This window comes from Leifsonia sp. ALI-44-B (assembly GCF_001984125.1).
Taxonomy (GTDB): Bacteria; Actinomycetota; Actinomycetes; order Actinomycetales; family Microbacteriaceae; genus Okibacterium.
Genome location: NZ_MTQL01000007.1, coordinates 587,266 through 606,151, shown reverse-complemented (window position 1 = coordinate 606,151; position 18,886 = coordinate 587,266). Strand labels below are relative to the sequence as shown.

At 69.2% G+C, this 18,886-nt stretch carries 14 protein-coding genes and 1 pseudogene; 12 read left to right on the top strand and 3 right to left on the bottom strand.

All coding sequences use genetic code 11. The features are described from left to right. The first annotated feature begins 8 nt into the window (after positions 1-8). From ALI44B_RS09860 to ALI44B_RS09845, 4 genes are all read left to right on the top strand, one after another. Positions 9-2,846, top strand: a complete 2,838-nt coding sequence (locus ALI44B_RS09860; protein WP_077054527.1) for an alpha/beta fold hydrolase — start codon at positions 9-11, stop codon at positions 2,844-2,846. Then, positions 2,843-3,817 carry an NAD-dependent epimerase/dehydratase family protein gene (locus ALI44B_RS09855; RefSeq protein ID WP_077054526.1) on the top strand — a complete coding sequence of 325 codons (975 nt, stop codon included), beginning with the start codon at positions 2,843-2,845 and terminating at the stop codon, positions 3,815-3,817. Before ALI44B_RS09860 ends, ALI44B_RS09855 begins: the two co-directional genes overlap by 4 nt. Before the next feature lie 183 nt (positions 3,818-4,000). After that, complete coding sequence (locus ALI44B_RS09850; protein WP_077054525.1) at positions 4,001-5,737, top strand: ABC transporter ATP-binding protein; 1,737 nt, start codon at positions 4,001-4,003, stop codon at positions 5,735-5,737. Beyond that, positions 5,734-7,803 (top strand): ABC transporter ATP-binding protein, encoded by a 2,070-nt coding sequence (locus ALI44B_RS09845; RefSeq protein ID WP_286140771.1) that lies wholly within the window; start codon positions 5,734-5,736, stop codon positions 7,801-7,803. Before ALI44B_RS09850 ends, ALI44B_RS09845 begins: the two co-directional genes overlap by 4 nt. Before the next feature lie 18 nt (positions 7,804-7,821). Here the strand turns inward: ALI44B_RS09845 and ALI44B_RS09840 are convergent, their stop codons facing one another. After that, entirely contained in the window at positions 7,822-8,277 is a 456-nt protein-coding gene (locus ALI44B_RS09840) for a MarR family winged helix-turn-helix transcriptional regulator (RefSeq protein WP_077054523.1), read from the bottom strand. A gap of 110 nt (positions 8,278-8,387) precedes the next feature. Then, positions 8,388-8,615 (bottom strand): hypothetical protein, encoded by a 228-nt coding sequence (locus ALI44B_RS09835; RefSeq protein ID WP_077054522.1) that lies wholly within the window; start codon positions 8,613-8,615, stop codon positions 8,388-8,390. Positions 8,616-8,769: 154 nt separating this feature from the next. On the opposite strand from ALI44B_RS09835, the gene ALI44B_RS09830 reads away from it, so the two are divergent. Both ALI44B_RS09830 and ALI44B_RS09825 read left to right on the top strand, forming a co-directional pair. Next, a complete protein-coding gene (locus ALI44B_RS09830; RefSeq protein ID WP_077054521.1) occupies positions 8,770-9,216 on the top strand; it encodes a MarR family winged helix-turn-helix transcriptional regulator in 447 nt (148 codons plus the stop codon). A 213-nt stretch (positions 9,217-9,429) separates the two neighbouring features. Further along, positions 9,430-10,872 carry an MATE family efflux transporter gene (locus ALI44B_RS09825; RefSeq protein ID WP_077054520.1) on the top strand — a complete coding sequence of 481 codons (1,443 nt, stop codon included), beginning with the start codon at positions 9,430-9,432 and terminating at the stop codon, positions 10,870-10,872. A 245-nt stretch (positions 10,873-11,117) separates the two neighbouring features. On the opposite strand, the pseudogene ALI44B_RS16400 reads toward ALI44B_RS09825, so the two are convergent. After that, positions 11,118-12,128 (bottom strand): annotated as a pseudogene (locus tag ALI44B_RS16400) (acyltransferase family protein); the annotation flags it as partial. Positions 12,129-12,310: 182 nt separating this feature from the next. Here ALI44B_RS16400 and ALI44B_RS09815 point away from each other — a divergent pair. The 6 genes from ALI44B_RS09815 (at position 12,311) to ALI44B_RS09790 (ending at position 18,824) form a co-directional block, all read left to right on the top strand. After that, entirely contained in the window at positions 12,311-13,897 is a 1,587-nt protein-coding gene (locus ALI44B_RS09815; RefSeq protein ID WP_077054518.1) for a Na+/H+ antiporter, read from the top strand. A gap of 114 nt (positions 13,898-14,011) precedes the next feature. Then, positions 14,012-14,473: a hypothetical protein gene (locus tag ALI44B_RS09810; RefSeq protein ID WP_143459173.1), complete on the top strand. Its 462-nt coding sequence runs from the start codon at positions 14,012-14,014 to the stop codon at positions 14,471-14,473. 99 nt (positions 14,474-14,572) lie between these two features. Then, on the top strand, positions 14,573-15,211 hold the full coding sequence (locus ALI44B_RS09805) for a GntR family transcriptional regulator (RefSeq protein WP_077054516.1): 639 nt from the start codon (positions 14,573-14,575) through the stop codon (positions 15,209-15,211). 171 nt (positions 15,212-15,382) lie between these two features. Further along, the gene (locus ALI44B_RS09800) at positions 15,383-16,750 is read left to right on the top strand and encodes an MFS transporter (protein ID WP_077054515.1); all 1,368 of its coding nucleotides are present in this window, start codon (positions 15,383-15,385) and stop codon (positions 16,748-16,750) included. Continuing rightward, complete coding sequence (locus ALI44B_RS09795) at positions 16,747-17,685, top strand: dihydrodipicolinate synthase family protein (RefSeq protein ID WP_077054514.1); 939 nt, start codon at positions 16,747-16,749, stop codon at positions 17,683-17,685. The genes ALI44B_RS09800 and ALI44B_RS09795 overlap by 4 nt, the downstream gene beginning before the upstream one ends. Then, positions 17,682-18,824 carry a mandelate racemase/muconate lactonizing enzyme family protein gene (locus tag ALI44B_RS09790; RefSeq protein ID WP_286140770.1) on the top strand — a complete coding sequence of 381 codons (1,143 nt, stop codon included), beginning with the start codon at positions 17,682-17,684 and terminating at the stop codon, positions 18,822-18,824. The genes ALI44B_RS09795 and ALI44B_RS09790 overlap by 4 nt, the downstream gene beginning before the upstream one ends. Positions 18,825-18,886: the final 62 nt, after the last annotated feature.

Sequence of the window (18,886 nt, the reverse complement as noted above, 5' to 3'; positions counted from 1 at the left end):
CAGACCGGATGCCGGGTGCCGCACGCACCCCGGCGCCCGCGTCGATGCCACCCCAGGGCCTGCCGGGGCTCGACTCCCGCTTCTCTCGCATCGTCCTCGTTCCCGATTCGGGCGACGCCATCGGCACCACGCGCGGATGGCATGCGCTCGACAACGGCGCCGAGCTCGAGCGCCTGGGCGTCACGCCCGTCGGCACCATCCTGTGCGTGCACGGCAACCCCACCTGGTCCTACCTGTGGCGCGAACTCGTGCAGCAGGCCACGGATGCCGCGGCCACGGGCTCGGGCGACGCCTGGCGCGTCATCGCCGTCGACCAGCTCGACATGGGCTTCTCGGAGCGCGCCGGCGTGCACCGTCCGCTCGCGCAGCGCGTGCGCGACCTCGCCGACTTCACGCACGCGATCGGGCTCGAGGGCCCCGTCGTCACGCTCGGCCACGACTGGGGCGGCGTCGTCTCGATGGGCTGGGCCGTCGATCATCCCGAGCTGCTCAGCGGCCTGATGCTGCTGAACACCGCTATCCACCAGCCGTCCGATGCGCCCATTCCCGCTCCGCTCCGCCTCGCATTGGCGCGCGGCGTGCTGGGGCAGGCAACGGTAGCGACCCCCGCCTTCCTCGAGACCACGTTGGCGCTCGGGCATCCGGCGGTTTCCCGTGCCGTGAAGGATGCCTATCGCGCTCCGTATCGCGGCGCCGCTCGACGCGGCGGCATCGGTGGTTTCGTCGCCGACATCCCCGTGGATGCCTCACACCAGAGCTTCGCCGAGCTGAGCCGCATCTCGACGGCCCTGCGCCGCCTCACGGTGCCCGCCGTCATGCTGTGGGGCCCGCGCGACCCGATCTTCAGCGACCGCTACCTCGACGACCTGATCGACCGCCTGCCGCACGCCGATGTGCACCGCTTCGAGGGTGCCGGGCACCTGATCGCCGAGGACGTCGACTATGCCGGGGCCCTGCTCACGTGGCTCGGCGACAACGCGTCGCGCGTGACGGCTGGCGATTCTCGCGAGGGCTCGGCCGACAAGTCTGCCGCGACGGTTGCACCGGGCTCGAACTCAAGTCAGGTCGAAAAAGCCCAGGATCACGCCGAATCGGATGCTGCGACATCCGCCCGGCCCTTGTGGCACTATCTCGACGAGTTGAGCGAGAGCGACGAGACCGCGCTGGTCGAGATGAACCCCGGTAACGGGGCCGAGCCGCGCGTCGTCAGCTGGAAATTGCTGTCGCGGCGCGTGCGTGAGATCGCCGCCGGCCTGGCCGGTGTGGGCGTGAAGAGGGGCGACCGGGTTTCGCTGCTCGTGCAGCCCGGCGCCGACCTGACGGCCGTTCTGTATGCCTGCCTGCGCCTCGGCGCGGTCGTCGTCGTCGCTGACGCGGGTCTCGGCCTGCCCGGTCTGACGCGCGCCGTGCGGGGCGCCCAGGCCGACCACGTGATCGGCGCGGCCCCCGGGCTCGCCGCCGCGCGGGCCCTGGGCTGGCCCGGCCAGAAGATCTCGGTCGCGACGTTCCCGCGCGCGGTCGCCCGGGCGCTCGGCATTTCGCACACGCTCGCCGAGCTGGTGCGCGACGGGCGCGGCAAGACGCTGCCCGAGCCGCCCGCCGCGAGCGACACCGCCGCCATCCTTTTCACTTCGGGTTCGACGGGCCCCGCAAAGGGCGTCGTCTACAGCCACGCCCAGCTCGGGGCCATCCGTGACACCCTGGCCGCCCAATACGGCGTCGGGGTCGGCACGGGCTTGGTCGCCGGATTCGCGCCGTTCGCCCTGCTCGGCCCGGCCCTCGGCGCCCGCTCGGTCACGCCCGACATGGACGTCACCTCACCCAAGACCCTCACCGCCACGGCCGTCGCCCAGGCCGCCGCGGCCGTCGATGCGACCGTCGTCTTCCTGTCGCCCGCCGCCGTCACCAATGTCGTCGCCACGGCGGATGCCTTGACCGACGCCCAGCGCGACGCCCTCGCCGGCGTGCAGACGTTCTTGTCGGCCGGGGCCCCCGTCTCGGAGTCGCTCCTCGCCGCGGCTGCCGACCTTATGCCGAACGCCAGCGCGCACACGCCCTACGGGATGACCGAGGGCCTCCTCATGACCGACATCTCGCTCGACGGCATCCGCGAGGCCGCCGCATCTCGAGCGGTCGGCGGAGTATGCGTGGGAACGCCCGCGGCATCCGTGCAGGTGCGCATCAGCGCCCTCGACGACCTCGGGCAGCCCGTCGGCGAGCCCTCGACCGAGGCCGGTGTCACGGGTGAGATCGTCGTCTCGGCGCCGCACCTGAAGAGCAACTACGACCGACTCTGGATGACGGATCGCGCCTCGCGCGTGGGCACCGACTCCGCGTTCGCCGACCATCGTGACGCCGACCGCGGCGACGCCGATGAGGATGCCTCACCCGGGGCCCTCTCGGCCGCCGCCGCCGCGGCATCCACCAGCACCCGCTGGCACCGCACGGGCGATGTCGGACATCTCGACGAGGCCGGCCGCCTGTGGGTCGAGGGCCGCATGCCCCACGTCATCGCCACACCGGACGGCGTCGTCACCCCGGTGGCGCCCGAGCAGCGCGTCGAATCGCTCGACCGCGTCGCCCGCGCCGCCGTCGTCGGTGTCGGACCGCGCGGCACGCAGCAGATCGTCGTGATCGTCGAGACGGCCTCGCCCGCGCGACGGGTGGCTCTGGCCGATCGTGAGCTCACCTCATCCATTCGCGCGGTTGCGGGTGTGCCCGTGGCGGCCGTGCTCGAGGTGCCGCGCCTGCCCACCGACATCCGCCACAACTCGAAGATCGACCGCAGCGGACTGTCGCGCTGGGCCGCCGATGTGCTCGCGGGCGGACGGATGCGTCAGCCGTGAAGGTTCTCGTCACGGGAGCGTCCGGCCTGCTCGGCTCGGCCACGGCGCGCGCGATCGCCGCTCAGGGCCACACGGTGCGCACGTTCCAACGCCGCCCCTCGGGCCTGGCGGGTGAGCCCGGTTTCGAAGACCACCTCGGTTCGGTGACGGATGCCGCAGCCACCGCCCGCGCCGTCGACGGTGTCGATGCCATCGTGCACCTGGCGGCCAAGGTCTCGCTCGCGGGCGACCCCGCCGACTTCCGCCGCGTCAACGTGGGCGGAACGGGCATGCTCCTGAACGCCGCCCGCATCGCCGGTGTCGAGCGTTTCGTCTTCGTGTCGTCGCCGTCGGTCGCGCACTCCGGCTCGTCGATCGTGGGGGACGACGCCTTGCCCGCCGACCCCGAGCGTGCGCACGGCGACTATGCACGCACGAAGGCCGAGGCCGAACTGCTCGCTCTCTCCCGCGACTCGGATGCCTTGCGCGTCGTCGTCGTGCGGCCGCACCTCGTGTGGGGCCCGGGCGACACGCAGCTCATCGAGCGGGTCGTCGACCGCGCGCGCTCGGGTCGTCTGCCCATCCTCGACAACGGCGCCGCGCTCATCGACAGCGTCTACGTCGACAACGCCGCCTCCGCCATCGCCGCCGCCCTGCGCCGCGTCGATGCCGTGCACGGCAACTCCTACGTGGTGACCAACGGCGAGCCCCGGCCGGTCGCCGACATCCTGGCGTCGATTTGCGAGGCCGCGGGTGTGCCGGTTCCCGCCTGGCGCGTACCCGCCTCGGTGGCGCGCGCGGCGGGTTCGGCCGTCGAGGCGGTGTGGTCGGTCAAACCCGGCGTCGACGAGCCGCCCATGACACGCTTCCTCGCCGAGCAGCTCTCGACGGCGCACTGGTTCGACCAGCGGCGCACGCGTCGCGATCTGGAGTGGACGCCCGAGGTGTCGCTCGACGAGGGTTTCCGGCGACTCGCCGCGTATTACCGGTAGAGGAGCGGTGCCCGGACGTCTCGCGAGCACCGGTGTCGGCGGCCTGTTGTAACATTCTGGGATCCCCACACTGCACCCTCGGAACATTTTGATGGTGCATCGCGCCCCGCGGGGGGAGAATGATACGGCCCGGCTGGCAGCCTCCCGGCTGCACGCCCGGCCGACACCCTCGAAGGAGCACAGGTGGCTCTCCTAGCCCTCACATGGCGCACGGCCAAACCCTATAAGGGCTGGTTGGTCGCGGTTTTCGCGCTGCAACTCATCTCGACCATCGCCGCGCTCTACCTGCCGAGCCTCAACGCCCAGATCATCGACGAGGGCGTCTCGACGGGCAACACCGACTTCATCTGGGCCACGGGCATGACCATGCTCACGGTCTGCCTCGTGCAGGTGGCCGCGGCCATCGGTGGCGTCTACTTCGGGGCCAAGACCGCCATGGCCATCGGCCGAGACCTGCGCCGCGAGGTCTACCGCAAGGTCGATTCGCTCGGCGCCCTCGAGGTGGGCGGCTTCGGCAGCGCCACCCTCATCACGCGCGGCACCAACGATGTGCAGCAGGTGCAGATGCTCGTGCTCATGGCGCTCAACTTCATGGTGTCGGCGCCCATCATGTGCGTAGGCGGCATCATCATGGCGCTGCGCGAAGACGCCGGTCTGTCGTGGCTCGTGTGGGTGAGCGTTCCGCTGCTCTTCATCATCGTCGGGTTCCTGGTCTACCTGCTGCTGCCCCTCTTCCGCCTCATGCAAGACCGCATCGACGGCATCAACAGCGTGCTGCGCGAGCAGATCGTGGGCATCCGCGTGGTGCGGGCCTTCGTGCGCGAGCCGTTCGAGTCCGAGCGCTACGACCGCGCCAACGAGGCGCTCACGCGCGTGTCGGTCAAGGTCGGCAACATCTTCGTGCTCATGTTCCCCGTCATCATGATGGTGCTGCACCTGGCCACCGCGGCCGTGCTGTGGTTCGGCGGCCAGCGCGTCGAGGCCGGCGAGATGCAGGTCGGCTCGCTGACGGCGTTCCTGCAGTACCTGCTGCAAATCCTCACGGCCGTCATGATGGGCGTGTTCATGGCCATGATGATTCCGCGCGCCGTGGTCTGCGCCGAGCGCATCACCGAGGTGCTCGAGACCTCGCCCAGCCTCGAGGTGCCCACGAATGCGGATGTACGCATCCCCACGGCCGGTCGCGTCGAGTTCAGCCACGTCACGTTCGGCTACCCGGGCGCCGAGCGCCCCGTGCTCGACGACGTCACGTTCACGGCCGCGCCGGGCAAGACCACCGCGATCGTCGGCTCGACGGGGTCGGGCAAGACCACGTTGCTGTCGCTCATCCCGCGCCTCTACGACCCGCAGCAGGGTCAGGTCACCATCGACGGCGTGCCCGTCTCGGCGCTTACCCGCCAGCAGATGGCCGGCGTCGTGGGCATCGTGCCGCAGAAGCCCTATCTGTTCTCGGGCACCATCGGGTCGAACCTGCGCTTCGGGCGGCCCGATGCCGACGAGAACGAGATCTGGGCCGCACTGCACACGGCCCAGGCCGACGACTTCGTGCGCGCCAAGCCCAAACAGCTCGACGACCGAGTGGCCCAGGGCGGCACCAACGTGTCGGGCGGCCAGCGGCAGCGGCTGTGCATCGCGCGTGCGCTTGTGGCCCGCCCGCGCGTCTACCTCTTCGACGACTCCTTCTCGGCCTTGGATGTCGCGACCGACGCCCGGCTGCGTGCAGCGCTCGCGCAAGACACGAGTGACGCGACCGTCATCATCGTCGCCCAACGCATCGCCACTATTCGCGAAGCCGACCACATCCTCGTGCTCGACAACGGTGCCATCGTGGGCCGCGGCACGCACGACGAACTGCTCGAGACCAACGACACCTACCGCGAGATCGTCGAATCGCAGCTGACTACGGAAGGGGTGGCATGATGGCCCGTTCACCACGCAAAGAACGTCGCGGCGCCGCATCCGATGCCGCCGATACGAAGCAGGCGCCCGAGATCACGGCCGCGGAAGACGAGCTGCTCGAGCCCGAGTTCGTGCCGAGCGAGGCCGACGGCGACATGTTCGGCGGCGCCCCGGCCAAGAAGGCGCAACAGTTCTGGCCATCGGCCAAGCGGCTGATCGGGCTGCTCGGGCCCGAGAAGGCGAAGATGACGCTCGTCGTGGCGCTCGTCGTCGTGTCGGTCGTGCTCACCGTGATCGCGCCCAAGATTCTGGGCCAGGCCATGGACACCATCTTCAAGGGTGTGCTCGGCGCGCAGTTGCCCGCGGGCGCCTCGCTCGACGAGGTCGCGGCGGGTGCCCGCGCGAGCGGTAACGGCCAATACGCCGACATGATTGAGGCATCCGGTGTCGTGCCGGGTCAGGGCATCGACTTCATGGTGCTCGGCCGCCTCATCATCATCGTGCTGGGCATGTATGTCATCGCCTCGACACTGAACTGGGCGCAGGGCTACGTGCTCAACGGGCTGGTCATGCGCGTGGTCTACAAGCTGCGCAAAGACATCGAGACGAAGCTCAACCGCCTGCCGCTCAGCTACTTCGACACCCGCCAGCGCGGTGACCTCATGTCGCGCGTGACGAACGACGTCGACAACATCCAGACCGCGCTGCAGCAGGCGTTCTCGCAGCTCGTGCAATCGGCTCTCACCGTGATCGGCATCATCGCCATGATGTTCATCGTGTCGTGGCAGCTGGCCCTGATCGCGCTCATCGCCCTGCCGCTCTCGGCGCTCGTGGCCGGTGTGATCGGTTCGCGCTCGCAGAAGCTGTTCTCGGCGCAGTGGAAGAACACGGGTTCGCTCAACGGGCACATCGAGGAGTCCTTCTCGGGGCTCGAGCTCGTGCGCGTGTTCGGCCGCGACAAAGAGATGCTGAAGGAGTTCGACGAGCGCAACGACAAGCTCTACAACGCCGCGTTCGGCGCCCAGTTCGTCTCGGGCATGATCATGCCGGCCATGACCTTCGTGTCCTACCTGTCCTACGTGCTCATCGCCGTGGTCGGCGGGCTGCGCGTGGCCTCGGGCCAGATGACGCTCGGCGACGCGACGGCGTTCATCCAGTACTCCCGCGAGTTCTCGCAGCCGCTCGGCCAGATCGCCGGCATGGCCAACCAGCTGCAGTCCGGCGTGGCCTCGGCCGAGCGCACGTTCGAGCTGCTCGACGCCGACGAACAAGAGCCCGACGCCGTCACGGCGCACCTGCCTGAGAGCGCCGACGGGCACGTCGAGTTCGACGGTGTCTCGTTCAGCTACACGCCCGAGAAGCCGCTCATCGAGAACCTGTCGTTCTCGGCCAAACCGGGCGAGACGGTTGCCATCGTGGGGCCGACAGGCGCGGGCAAGACCACGCTCGTCAACCTGGTCATGCGGTTCTACGAGCTGACGGGTGGCCGCATCCTGCTCGACGGTGTCGACGTGACGGCCCTGTCGCGGGCCGAGCTGCGCTCGCAGGTGGGCATGGTGCTGCAAGACGCGTGGCTGTTCGAAGGGTCGATTCGCGAGAACATCCGTTATGGGCGCCTCGACGCCACCGACGACGAGGTGACGGCGGCCGCCGAGGCCACCATGGTCGACCGGTTCGTGCGCCAGCTGCCCGACGGCTACGACACCATCATCGATGCCGACGGTGGCAGCATCTCGGCCGGTGAGCGACAGCTCATCACGATTGCGCGCGCGTTCATCGCGCAACCCAAGCTGCTGATCCTCGACGAGGCGACATCGTCGGTCGACACGCGCACCGAGCTGCTCGTGCAGCACGCCATGGCCGCGCTGCGCACCGACCGCACATCGTTCGTGATCGCGCACCGGTTGTCGACCATCCGCGATGCCGACACCATCCTCGTGATGGAGAACGGGCGCATCGTCGAGCAGGGGTCGCACGACGTGCTGCTCGCCGCGAACGGGTCCTATGCCGAGCTCTACCGCACGCAGTTCCGCGGCGGGCAGGATGAGCTCGTGGCCGATGCCGAGGCGGCGGGGTTGCACAGCTGACGCGAGACGCGGCGGGGGTCAGAGGATCGTGACCTCGTCGTTGAAGGTCGAGAGCAGCTGGGCGAAGCGCACGACGTCGTCGTCCGACCAGGCGTCGAGGGCGCGGCCGAAGCGTTCGTGCGTGGCCGAGCGGATGGCGGTGAGCCGGGCCTCGGCCTCGGGGGTGGCGCTGAACGCGCGCACGCGGCCATCCGAATCGTTGGCGACGCTGACGACGAAACCCGCCTCCGCGAGCAGCTTCAGCTGGCGGCTGACGAAACTCTTGTCCATGCCGGTTTCAGTCGCGATATCGGCCGGGCGCACCGGCTGCCGCCGGACGATCGTGCGCAGAACCAGGTAGGTGGTCGGCTGCATGCCGGGGTCGAAGGCGTCGGCGTTCTTGGCCACGACCCGGCGCGCCGTGCGCACGAGGCGCCCGACATCCTGTTCGAGCGAACTGATGGCGTCTTGCCGGCTGGGCGTGGCGTCGGTCATGGGTTAAGGATGCCCGATCGGGCTGTGCGCCGGGCGCGCCCGGCCGGTCGTGTCGGCTTCGGGTTGGCCGCGGTCACAGTGACGGGCCCGGGTCAGGGCCCGATCCCGATTCAGGAGCGGGTGCGGTGCTGCGCGGCCGGGGTGACAGGGGTGACGCGGTTGTTGACGGCCAGGCGGATGAGCGAGACGCCCGTCGCCGTGAGTGCGCCGCCCGTCCAGGTGAGGGCGTGCAGCCACGACGGCCCGCCCTCCATATCGGCGATGAGGCAGCCGACGAGCGTGGCGATGCTGATGACGAGGAGTGCGATGGCGAGCGTGAGGCGGATGGCGAAGTTCATGCGGTGAGTCTAGAAACGGGGTCGCAGGACGGCGTAGGGCGAATGTCCCGATGGCGGCGGCTCACCACGTGGCGTAAACGGCACATCGTCGCCATCGCGGGCGTTGTGTGCGTCATTCTTGAAAGTTAGAGATCTAACTGTTAGAGTTCTAACCATGAGCGAAGAGTGGACCGGCCCCGGCGGAACGTTGGGGCTCGTGAGGTGGATCGGGTTGGCGCAGCGCAAGGCTGCCGAAGACTGGATCCGCACCCGCGGGCTCAGTCACGAGCAGGGTTTCGTGCTGGGTTATCTGGTGCAGAACCCCGGTTCGATCCAGCGCGACATCGCCCAGGTGAGTCGCACGGCCCCGGCCAGTGTCTCGAGCCTTCTGCAGGGTCTCGAGCGACGCGAGCTCATCGAGCGGCGCACCGAGAACGGTGACGAACGCCGCAAACGGGTCTATGCCACCCCGGCCGGCGCCGAACTCGTCGCCGGTTTCGAAGACGCGGTCAACGCGGTCGATGAAACCATCCTCGAACCGCTGACCGCCGACGAACGCGCCGCGCTCGACGCGCTCCTGCTCAAGATCATCGCGAAACTGCCCCAACCGACCCGGCCGTAGCCGGCGATACGCGGCCCTGGCCGTGTAGCTCGAACATCCGCTCGCTGTCGGAGAAGCGCCACCGACAGCTCGACCATCGGCATGCCCATCAGGGGGCACGCATCGCGCAGGCGACCGCCGTCTCAAGGCGGTGTTCGGCGCGCCCACCACACCCATCCTCGCCGTGCCGGCGTTCGTCGGCGCGCGCTCTGACCTGCCCAGAAAGGAGCAGTCATGAGCATTCAGAACCCGTCCAACCCGTCCGCCGATACCGTCGGCTCCAACCGCTGGTACCTCTCCTCGGCGCCCATCGTGCGCGCCCTCATCCACCTCTGCATCCCGATGGCCGCCGCCATGATCGTCGGCGCCGTCTACAACGTCATCAACGCGGGGTTCATCGGTTCGCTGCACGACACCACACTGCTCGCGGCCGTCACCCTCGGTTCGCCCCTTCTCGCGCTCGTCATGGCGGTCGGCGGCGTCTTCGGAACGGGCGGCGGAGCGCTCATCTCGCGGTTGCTCGGGGCCGCCGAACACGACCCCGCGAAAGCATCCGAGATCAAACACGTTTCTGCCTTCTCGGTGTGGGGCGCCGCGATCGTCGGGGCCGTGCTGGGCGGCATCGGGCTGCTGCTGCTCAACCCGCTCGTCGCGCTGCTCGGCGCGGATGCCGCATCCGCCCCCGCCACGGCCGGATTCGTCGCCGTCACCCTGGCGTTCGTGCCCGTTCTCGCCGCCGCATTCTGTCTCGAACAGCTCGTGCGAGCCGAGGGTGCCTCGCGTCAGGTGATGATGGGGCTCATCGCATCCACGATTGCCAATGTCGTCTTCGACGTGCTGTTCATCCTGGTGCTGCACTGGGGCGTTGCGGGGGCGGCGCTCGCCGTGGGGCTCGCCAACCTGGTCGTGATCGGCTACTTTGCCGTGTGGCTGCACCGCAACAGCGAGCACCTGAGCCTGGCGCCGCGCTGGTTCACGTTGTCGCCCGCCGTGGTGAAGCCCGTTTTCGCGGTGGGGGTGAGCGAGCTGTTCCAGGCGTCGTTCCTCATCGTGACGGCGCTCGTGCTCAACAACCTCGCCGCGAACTACGGCGACGGCGCGCTCGCGGCCATGGGGGTCGCGGTGCGCATCGCCCAGGTGCCCGAGTTCCTGCTGATGGGCGTCACCCTGGGTGTGCTGCCGCTGCTCGCCTATTCCTACGGCAAGGGGGACCGCGCGCGGTTCGTCTCCGCGGTGCGCACCTCGGCCGTGACGGTGGGGATGATCGGGCTGGTTGCGGCGGTCCTGGCTTACGTGTTCCGCGAGCAGCTCTTCGGCGCGTTCGTGTCGGATGCCTCGGTTCTCGCCCTCGGCGCCACCGTCCTCACCGCGCAGCTCGTGGCCATGGTCGCGAACGGGTTCACCGGGTTGCTGACCTCGACGTTCCAGGCGACGGGTCGAGCAGTGGCCGCGACGACCATGTCGCTGACGCAGGGCCTGCTCTTCATCCCCGTCGTGCTGCTCGGCAACCTGTGGTTCGGTCTGCCCGGCATCATCTGGGCGCTCACCGTGACCGAGGGTGTGATGCTGCTGGTCGGCATCGGGCTGCTCGTGGGCTCGCGCCGGTCCATCGACCGCGGGCTCGCCGAGGGCAGCGCCGATCGCGCCGAGCGGATGCTGGAGGAAGCGCACCCCTGACGCCGGGTGAGGACGAGGGCCGCGGCCAGGAGGGCCACGCTGATCAGGGCCGTGACGGGCGTGATGCCGACGACGAGCAGCGAGACGACGCCGACGATGCCGAGCGCATTGGCTGAGACCATCCGGGCCGTCGAGAAATGCTGCGCCGGGCGGTGGGCGGGAGAGGCCTGCCGCCCGGCTTTCCGCACCGCCCCGCGTTCGAAGCGCCCCAGGGCGCGCACCACCGGTGTGAGGAGGAGCGCCGCGGCGATCAGCCAGAGGGGGCGCGTCGCCCACCACTCGCCGGTGCCGGGCGCGGGCAGCGGAAGGGGGAGGAGCAGCAGGGCGCCCGCCAGGACGATGAGCACGGTCATGTGCCAGAGATAGATGGTCATGGCGTTCGGCCCGACGGTGCGGATGAGGGCGCGAGAGGCCACGCGGCCGGCCAGTCGCTCGAGGGCGGGGCGGGCGAGCGAGAAGAGCGCGAGCTGCGCCACGGCGAGCAGGGCCAGGCAGACGGTGGGCGGGTTGAGGTTCGTGAACATGTTGGCCGAGTAGAGGCCGGATGCCGTGAGGCCGACGAGTGCGGCGAAGGAACCCGCCGCCAGGGCCGAGCGCTGCAGCCGCGACATCCGCCCGACGTGGCCGTCGGCCAGCCAGAAGCCGAGTTGCTGCGCGAACAGCCACACGAACGCCAGGTTGAGCAGCCCGAAGGCCGGGATGTCGGTGGCCGCCCGCAACACGTCGACCGCCACGATGCCCGCCCCCAAGCCGGCGAGCGTCGCCGCGGGGGCCCGCCGATGCGCGCGCACCAGCAGCGGGACGAGCGCCGAGCAGCCGAGGTAGACGGCCAGGAACCACAGCGGTTGGCTGATGCGGAACCCCGCGATGCCCACGATCTCGGTGGGAACGCCGGCCACGAGCAGCCCCACCAGGCCGAGGCCGACGGTGCCGACGAGCACGATCGACGGTTTCAGCAGCCTCACGGTGCGCTCGCGCACGTAGTCGGCGGGGCGCTGGCCGGTGGCTCGCAGACGCTCCCAGTGCCGCAGCGACGAGAAGCCGCCCAGGATGAAGAAAAGCGGCATGACCTGCACGACCCAGCTGGCGGGGGTGAACCAGGCCTGGGCGTCGAGGGCGTTCTCGAGGATCGGCCCGTCGGCGCCCATGCTGACGCCCACCATGAGGGCGTGCAGCGCCACGATGACGACGAGGCAGGCTGCGCGAACGAGGTCGACGGCGCCGTCGCGACCGCTTCTTGTTGTTCCAATGCTCATGTTTCGACGCTATGAGCGGCCGGTTCCGCGCGGCATGGTGCGGGCGCCCGTCCCGGTGGGGGACAGCCCCCAAGCGACTGCGGGGGAAGGCCGAGGCGGCGGGGGAATGGCGAATGCGGCGACGCGCGTTAGCCTTCCCACACGGCTTTGTTCGTGCTCCACATCCACGGAAAGGTGTCACCGTGCTCGCACTCGAGATGGTCGTCATCCTGGGCGTCACCATTTTGATCTGCACCGTCGTGGCCCGCCGCGCCCGTGTCGCGCCGCCCATCCTGCTGCTCGTCTGCGGAGTTCTGCTCGGCTTCATCCCGGCCCTGCGCGGCGTGCAGCTGCCGCCTGAGGCCGTGCTCCTGCTCTTCCTGCCGGCGCTGCTCTACTGGGAGAGCATCACCACGTCGTTGCGTGAGATCCGCAAGAACCTGCGCGGCATCATGCTCATGTCCACGCTGCTCGTGATCGTCACGGCCGCGGCGGTCGCCGTCGTGGCCCACCAGCTCGGGCTCGCGTGGGGTCCGGCCTGGGTGCTCGGTGCGGCCGTCGCGCCCACGGATGCCACGGCCGTCGCCGCGCTCACCAAATCGTTGCCGCGCCGCAACGTCACACTCTTGCGCGCCGAGAGTCTCGTCAACGACGGCACGGCACTCGTGCTCTATTCGATCGCCGTGGCCGTGACGGTCGGCGAGATCACGCTGTCGCCCGGCTATCTCGCAGGGTCGCTCGCCCTCTCCTACGGCGGTGGCGCGCTCGCCGGGGCGCTCGTCGCGGGCCTCGTGATCCTGCTGCGCCGACGCACGGGGGATGCCCTCACCGAGAACATCGTGATCGTGCTCACGCCCTTCGCGGCCTTCCTCGTCGCCGACCTGATCGGGGCATCGGGCGTGCTGGCGGTTGTCGTCGCGGGGCTCATCATGAGCCAGGCGGGGCCGCGCGTGGGTCGCGCCGACAGCCGGCAAATCTCCGAGTCGTTCTGGGGATTGTCGACCTTCCTCCTGAACGCGTCCCTCTTCGTGCTCGTTGGCATCGAGGTGCAGGCGGCCGTGCGCGGCCTCAGCATGTCTCAGCTCGGCGACGGGCTTCTGGCGGTCGGCGCCGTGTCGGTGCTGCTCGTGGCCGTGCGGTTCGCGTTCCTCTTCGGCAGCGCCTACCTCATCCGGCTCGTCGACCGCCGGCCCTCGCAGCGCGCTCGCCGACAGACGCACGGCGCCCGCGTGATCAGCGGTATGTCGGGTTTCCGCGGCGCCGTGTCGCTGGCCGCCGCGCTGGCCGTCCCGCGCACGGTCGCGTCGGGTGCACCGTTCCCCGACCGCGACATGATCGTCTTCGTCACGACGGGCGTCATCGTCGTGCTGCTCGTCATCCCCGGCCTGCTGCTGCCGGCCATCGTGCGCTGGGCGAACCTACCGACAGACACCGGCGTCGACACCGAGCGCCGGCTCGCCGAGGTCTACGCCAACGAGAAGGCCCTCGAAGCTCTGCCTGACCTCGGTCGAGAAAGCGGGGCGACGGATGATGTGATCGAACGCCTGCGCACCGAATACGCCGACCACCTCGACGTGCTGCGCGCCGAACCCGACGAGGCCGAGGGCACCGAGACGCTCGCCCGCCACGACCATTACAGCCAGTTGCGCCTCGCCCTCATCGGACGCAAACGAGCGGCCGTCGTGCAGCTGCGCGACGAGGGCCGCATCGACGACATCGTGTTGCGCGACATCCAGGACCGCCTCGACATCGAAGAGGTCCGCATCGTCGGCCGCGGGCACGCGGAGTAGTACAGACGGATCGTCGGCACTCGAGAGGTTGTGCGCCGATCGGGGCCAATTTGGGTGGTGCGCATTCGGCGACGGGCACAGTGTTTGTCGAGGAGGGGGCTTTAGGTTGGGGGCATGACGCTCGTTCAGAACCCGCGCCCTTCTCGTTTTCGTGTCAGTGGTCGGCTGGCGGCCACTCTGGCAGGCGGGATGCTGGCGGCTGGTGCCCTGACCGGGTGCTCGACCGTCGAGGGCATCGTCGCCGAGCAGGTCGATAACGCCACGTGCGCGATCGGATCGGGAGTCATCGACCAGGTATCGACGAACGTCTCCGACGCGATCGCGCAGATCCAGGTCGACCCGTCGGGCGCGTTGAACACTCTCGAGACTGCGCGCACGGCCCTTGCGGCTGCCGGCGCCACCGCGGTCGAAGGGTCCGAGACAGCCGACGCCATCGCCGGTCTACAGTCCACGGTCGACGACCTGATCGCCCTGGCCAACGACGCCGTGGACGGCACGTCGGTCGACCCGCAGGCCCTGGCAGATCTGCAAGAGCAGAGCGAGGCTCAGATCAAGCAGCTCGTCGGCATTTGCTGAGCTAACTGCACGAGCGCAACCGCTAACCCGGTCTAGACCTGCGCCGTCACGCCTGCTACGGTCGTATCTCATATACGATCCGATGAAGGGCGGTGAGCGATGGCGCTCCCCACGGCGGCACCCCCGTCACGAACGACGTTCGTGCTCGAACTCCTACGCTCCGGCATCCTGAACGGCGATTTTCCCGCTGGGCGCGCGCTCGTCGAAAGCGAGCTCGCGGTCGAACTCGGAGTGTCCAAGACTCCCGTGCGCGAGGCGCTCAAGACCCTCGAGGGCGCCGGGCTCGTCGTCATCCGCCCCTACGCCGGTGCATCCGTGCGCTCGCTCACCGAGGCCGAAGTCGAGGCGATCTATGACATGCGGCTCTTGATCGAGCCCGAGGCGGTGCGCCGCAGCATCCGAAACGGCGTGGATGTCGCAGCCGCACGAGCCGCCCTCGACCGCGCAGCTTCGGCACCGGATGCCTCGGGCCGCAGCACGGCCAACCGCGACTTTCACCGCATCCTGTTCGCGGCCTGCGGCAACCCGATCCTCACGAAGACGCTCGACGACCTGCGCGACCAGATCGCACTCGTCTCGGTGTCGGCGTGGGCGCGCACGGCCTCGTGGCAGAAGGAGGCCGACGAGCACGCGCGCATCCTCGAGGCCGCCGAAGCGGGCCGGGCCGATGACGCAGCCGCGCTCGTGGCCGCGCATATCGACGACTTCTCACGTCGGCAGAGCCGAGAGGAGCCGTAGCGAAAGCCCCAGCCCCAGCCCACAAGACCCCCGCGCGCGAGCGCGGTCAGCACGACCAGCAACACACGCACACGCGTCAGGATGCGGCCCGGTCACCGGCAAGTAAGCGGGCCGCACCCCTTCACCACGTTCCCTGACGGGAGCGCTCACCGTTACTAGCTAGGAGCAACGATGCTTCATCATGACACACGGCCTCAGGCCACCGACCGGCCTTCGCGGCCCCGCCCGCAGCGCAGCAATATGCGCTGGACGATCGTCGGATTCTCGGCCCTCGGCCTCGCCATCGCCTACCTCGACCGGGCCGCCCTCAGCGTGGCCCTGCCCTTCATGTCGAAGGAATTCGAGATCAGCCCCGCCATCCAGGGTCTGCTCCTCTCCTCCTTCTTCTGGACCTACGCCCTCTTCCAGATTCCCTCGGGATGGCTGCTCGACAAGTTCGGCCCGCGCGTGATCTATCCGATCGCGGTCGGGTGGTGGTCGATCTGGACCGCGCTCACCGTCTTCTCGACCGGGGTCGTGAGCGTCATCGTGTTCCGCCTGGGCCTCGGCATCGGTGAGGCGCCCGTGCAGCCCGCCAACGTCAAGGTCGTCTCGAAGTGGTTCCCGCGCAAGGAGCGCGCCTTCGCCTCGAGCCTGTTCGACATGGGGCAGCAGATCGGCACGGCGGTGTCTGTTCCGCTCGTCACGTTCTTCGCCATCACGTTCGGCTGGCGGTTCGCCTTCGTGCTCATCGCTGCGGTCGGTGTGCTGTGGATCATCGGCTGGGTGGCCGTCTATCGCGCCCCCGAGAACCACCCGCGCGTGTCGCAGGCGGAGCTCGATTACATCCGCTCGGATCAGGGCGAGATGGTCGAGAAGGAGCTGTCGGGCGAGAAGAAGCCGTGGCGCGACCTGCTGAAGAACAACCAGGTGTGGGCGCTCACGTTCGGCTACATCTTCCGCTCGCTGGCTGGGGCGTTCTTCCTCACCTGGTATCCGAGCTATCTTCTGAACGATCGCAACTTCAGCGAGGAGGACTTCGGTCTGGTGGGCGCGATTCCGGCGCTCATCGCCATCGGCGCCACGGTGCTGGGCGGCATCGTCTCCGACCGCATGCTGGCCGCGGGGCTCTCGACCAACGTGGCGCGCAAGGTGCCCATCATCTCGGGCCTCGTGCTGAGCGCGTGCATCGGCTTCAGCCCCTTCATCGATAGCAACCTGGTGCTCATGATCGTGCTCACGGTGTCCAGCGCCGCACACTCATTCGCGGGCGCGGCCATCCTGAGCCTGCCCGGCGAGGTCGCCGACTCGCCCGACACGGTGGGTTCGATCGCGGGCTTCCAGAACTTCGGCTCGCAGGTGGGAAACCTCATCAGCCCCATCGCAATCGGATTGTTCCTCACCTTCAGCAACAATTCCTACCTGGGCCCGATGATCTTCGCCGCCGTGAGCTGCCTGATCAGCGCGTCGATCTATGCCTTCTGGGTGCGCATCAAACCCGTCAAGACGCTCGACGAGGTCGCCGCGCTGCGACCCGAGAACACGGAGAATCACGCATGACCCCGACGAACGCCAGCCCCGACCTCGCCGACCTGCGACGGCGCCTCAACACCGTGATCGGCATCCCCGTCGTGCCCTATGACGAGGAGGGAGCTGTCGACCTCGACCTCACGGCCGCTCTCACGCGACGTCTCGTGCAGAACGGCGTCACGGCCCTCACCCCGAACGGCAACACGGGCGAGTTCTATGCCCTGTCGCCGCGCGAACGCCGAGACGTGCTCGCGGTCGTCGTCGGGGCGGCGCAACCCGAGACGGTCATCATCGCGGGTGTCGGCTTCGACCTCGACACCGCCGTCTCGGACGCCCGGTTCGCCCGCGATGCCGGCGCTCACGCGATCATGGTGCACCAGCCCGTGCTGCCCTACCTGTCGCCCGGCGGCTGGGTCGACTACGTGGCCACGGTCGCCCAGGCGGTGCCCGAGCTGGGCGTGCTTCCCTACGTAAGCTCGACACTCATCACGGGGGCGGATGTCGCAAGCCTCGTCGAGCGCGCCCCCAACGTCATCGGGCTGAAGTATTCGGTGCCCGACCCGGCCTTCTTCGCCACCACCCGCTTCCACGCGGGCGGCGACCTCCTGTGGATCGCGGGCCTCGCCGAGTCCTACGCCCCCGCCTACTGGTCGGCCGGCGCCCGGGCCTTCACGTCCGGCCTCGTGAACGTGTCGCCGCGCGTCTCGCTCGACATGTTCGACGCCCTGGCCCGCGGCGACGCCGAGGCGGCCAACGACGTGTGGCGCGACATCCGCCTCTTCGAGGAGCTGCGCGCGCGCAACCGCTCGGCCGACAATGTGTCGGTGGTGAAAGAGGCCATGCATCAGCTGGGTCTCTGCCTGCCCAGCGTCAGGCCGCCGAGCCGGGCCCTCACGACTGAAGGCGCCGCCGAGGTCGCCCGGTCGATCGCCGCCTGGCCCGCCCTCGCGGGGGTGCGCGCATGAGCCTGCGCATCGATCGCCTGCAAACCTTCCTGCAGCGCGTGGGCAACCGGCCGCGCGTGCTCGTCAAGGTCACGACCGACGGCGGTCTCGAGGGCTGGTCCGAGGTCTACAACCACGGCCCCGACCTGGCGTTCCCGCCCATGCTCGACTACCTCTTCGCTCAGATCAGGGGCATGGATGCGTCGCGCACGAGCTTCATCAACCAATACCTGCTGCAGTCCTCGCGTTTCCCTCCGGGCGCCATGGGTCTTGCGGCCATCGCGGCCATCGACCACGCGCTCTGGGACATTGCGGGCAAGGCGGCGGGGTTGCCCGTCTACCGCATGCTCGGCGGGGCGGTTCGCGACCGCGTGCGCGTGTACGCCGGCCTGTATTCGGCGCCCGACCTGCCCGACCTGCAGGATCAAACGGCGGCGCTCAACGAGCGGAACGGGTTCACGGCGTTCAAGCTCAGCCCGTATCGCAGCGACATCCACCGCACGCGTTTCGGGCTGGCGGTGCGCGAATTGGGCGACTATTTCGCGAGCGTGCGGGGCGGGCATCCGGACGCCTGGGAGTTCGCGTTCGACGCGCACGCCTGCCTGTGGGAGCCGCGCCAGGCCGTCGAACTCGGGGCCGCGCTGGCACCCTCGCAGCCGCTGTTCCTCGAGGAGCCGATTCGTCCCGAGTACATTCCGGCGTGGGCGCGCATTCGCCAGGAGTTGGCCGTGCCGCTGGCCACCGGCGAATCGCTCTACTCGCCCAACGAGTTCCTGACGTTGCTGACGGCGCAGGGGGCCGACATCATCCAGCCCGACATCTGTGTCGTCGGCGGACTCACCCAGATGGTGAAGATCGCGGCGCTCGCCGAGGCGCATTACGTGCCCGTGTCGCCGCACAACCCGCTCGGGCCGCTAGCGACCGCCGCCAATGTGCATTTCGCAGCGGCGACGGTGAACTTCGGGATTCTCGAGTACAAACCCGACCCCGTGTCGTGGTGCCACGACCCCTATGAGCCCGTCGACGGGCACCTCGAGTTGCGGCCCGACCGGCCGGGCTGGGGGATCGAAATCGACGAGAGCGCGCTCGTCGAGGACGACTGGGTGCACTGGCAGCGCGTGGTGCCAACGAAGACGGATGGATCGACGGCATGGATGTGAGTCGGGACAAGGATGCGGAGGCGACCGCGATGAGCGGCACGGAGACGGAGACAGAGGCAGCA

Coding starts and splice junctions, on each gene's coding strand:
- ALI44B_RS09860 (WP_077054527.1), top strand. CDS start 9: ATGCCGGGTGCCGCACGCACCCCGGCGCCCGCGTCGATGCCACCCCAG.
- ALI44B_RS09845 (WP_286140771.1), top strand. CDS start 5,734: ATGATGGCCCGTTCACCACGCAAAGAACGTCGCGGCGCCGCATCCGAT.
- ALI44B_RS09840 (WP_077054523.1), bottom strand. CDS start 8,277: ATGACCGACGCCACGCCCAGCCGGCAAGACGCCATCAGTTCGCTCGAA.
- ALI44B_RS09835 (WP_077054522.1), bottom strand. CDS start 8,615: ATGAACTTCGCCATCCGCCTCACGCTCGCCATCGCACTCCTCGTCATC.
- ALI44B_RS09830 (WP_077054521.1), top strand. CDS start 8,770: ATGAGCGAAGAGTGGACCGGCCCCGGCGGAACGTTGGGGCTCGTGAGG.
- ALI44B_RS09825 (WP_077054520.1), top strand. CDS start 9,430: ATGAGCATTCAGAACCCGTCCAACCCGTCCGCCGATACCGTCGGCTCC.
- ALI44B_RS09810 (WP_143459173.1), top strand. CDS start 14,012: ATGACGCTCGTTCAGAACCCGCGCCCTTCTCGTTTTCGTGTCAGTGGT.
- ALI44B_RS09805 (WP_077054516.1), top strand. CDS start 14,573: ATGGCGCTCCCCACGGCGGCACCCCCGTCACGAACGACGTTCGTGCTC.
- ALI44B_RS09800 (WP_077054515.1), top strand. CDS start 15,383: ATGCTTCATCATGACACACGGCCTCAGGCCACCGACCGGCCTTCGCGG.
- ALI44B_RS09795 (WP_077054514.1), top strand. CDS start 16,747: ATGACCCCGACGAACGCCAGCCCCGACCTCGCCGACCTGCGACGGCGC.
- ALI44B_RS09790 (WP_286140770.1), top strand. CDS start 17,682: ATGAGCCTGCGCATCGATCGCCTGCAAACCTTCCTGCAGCGCGTGGGC.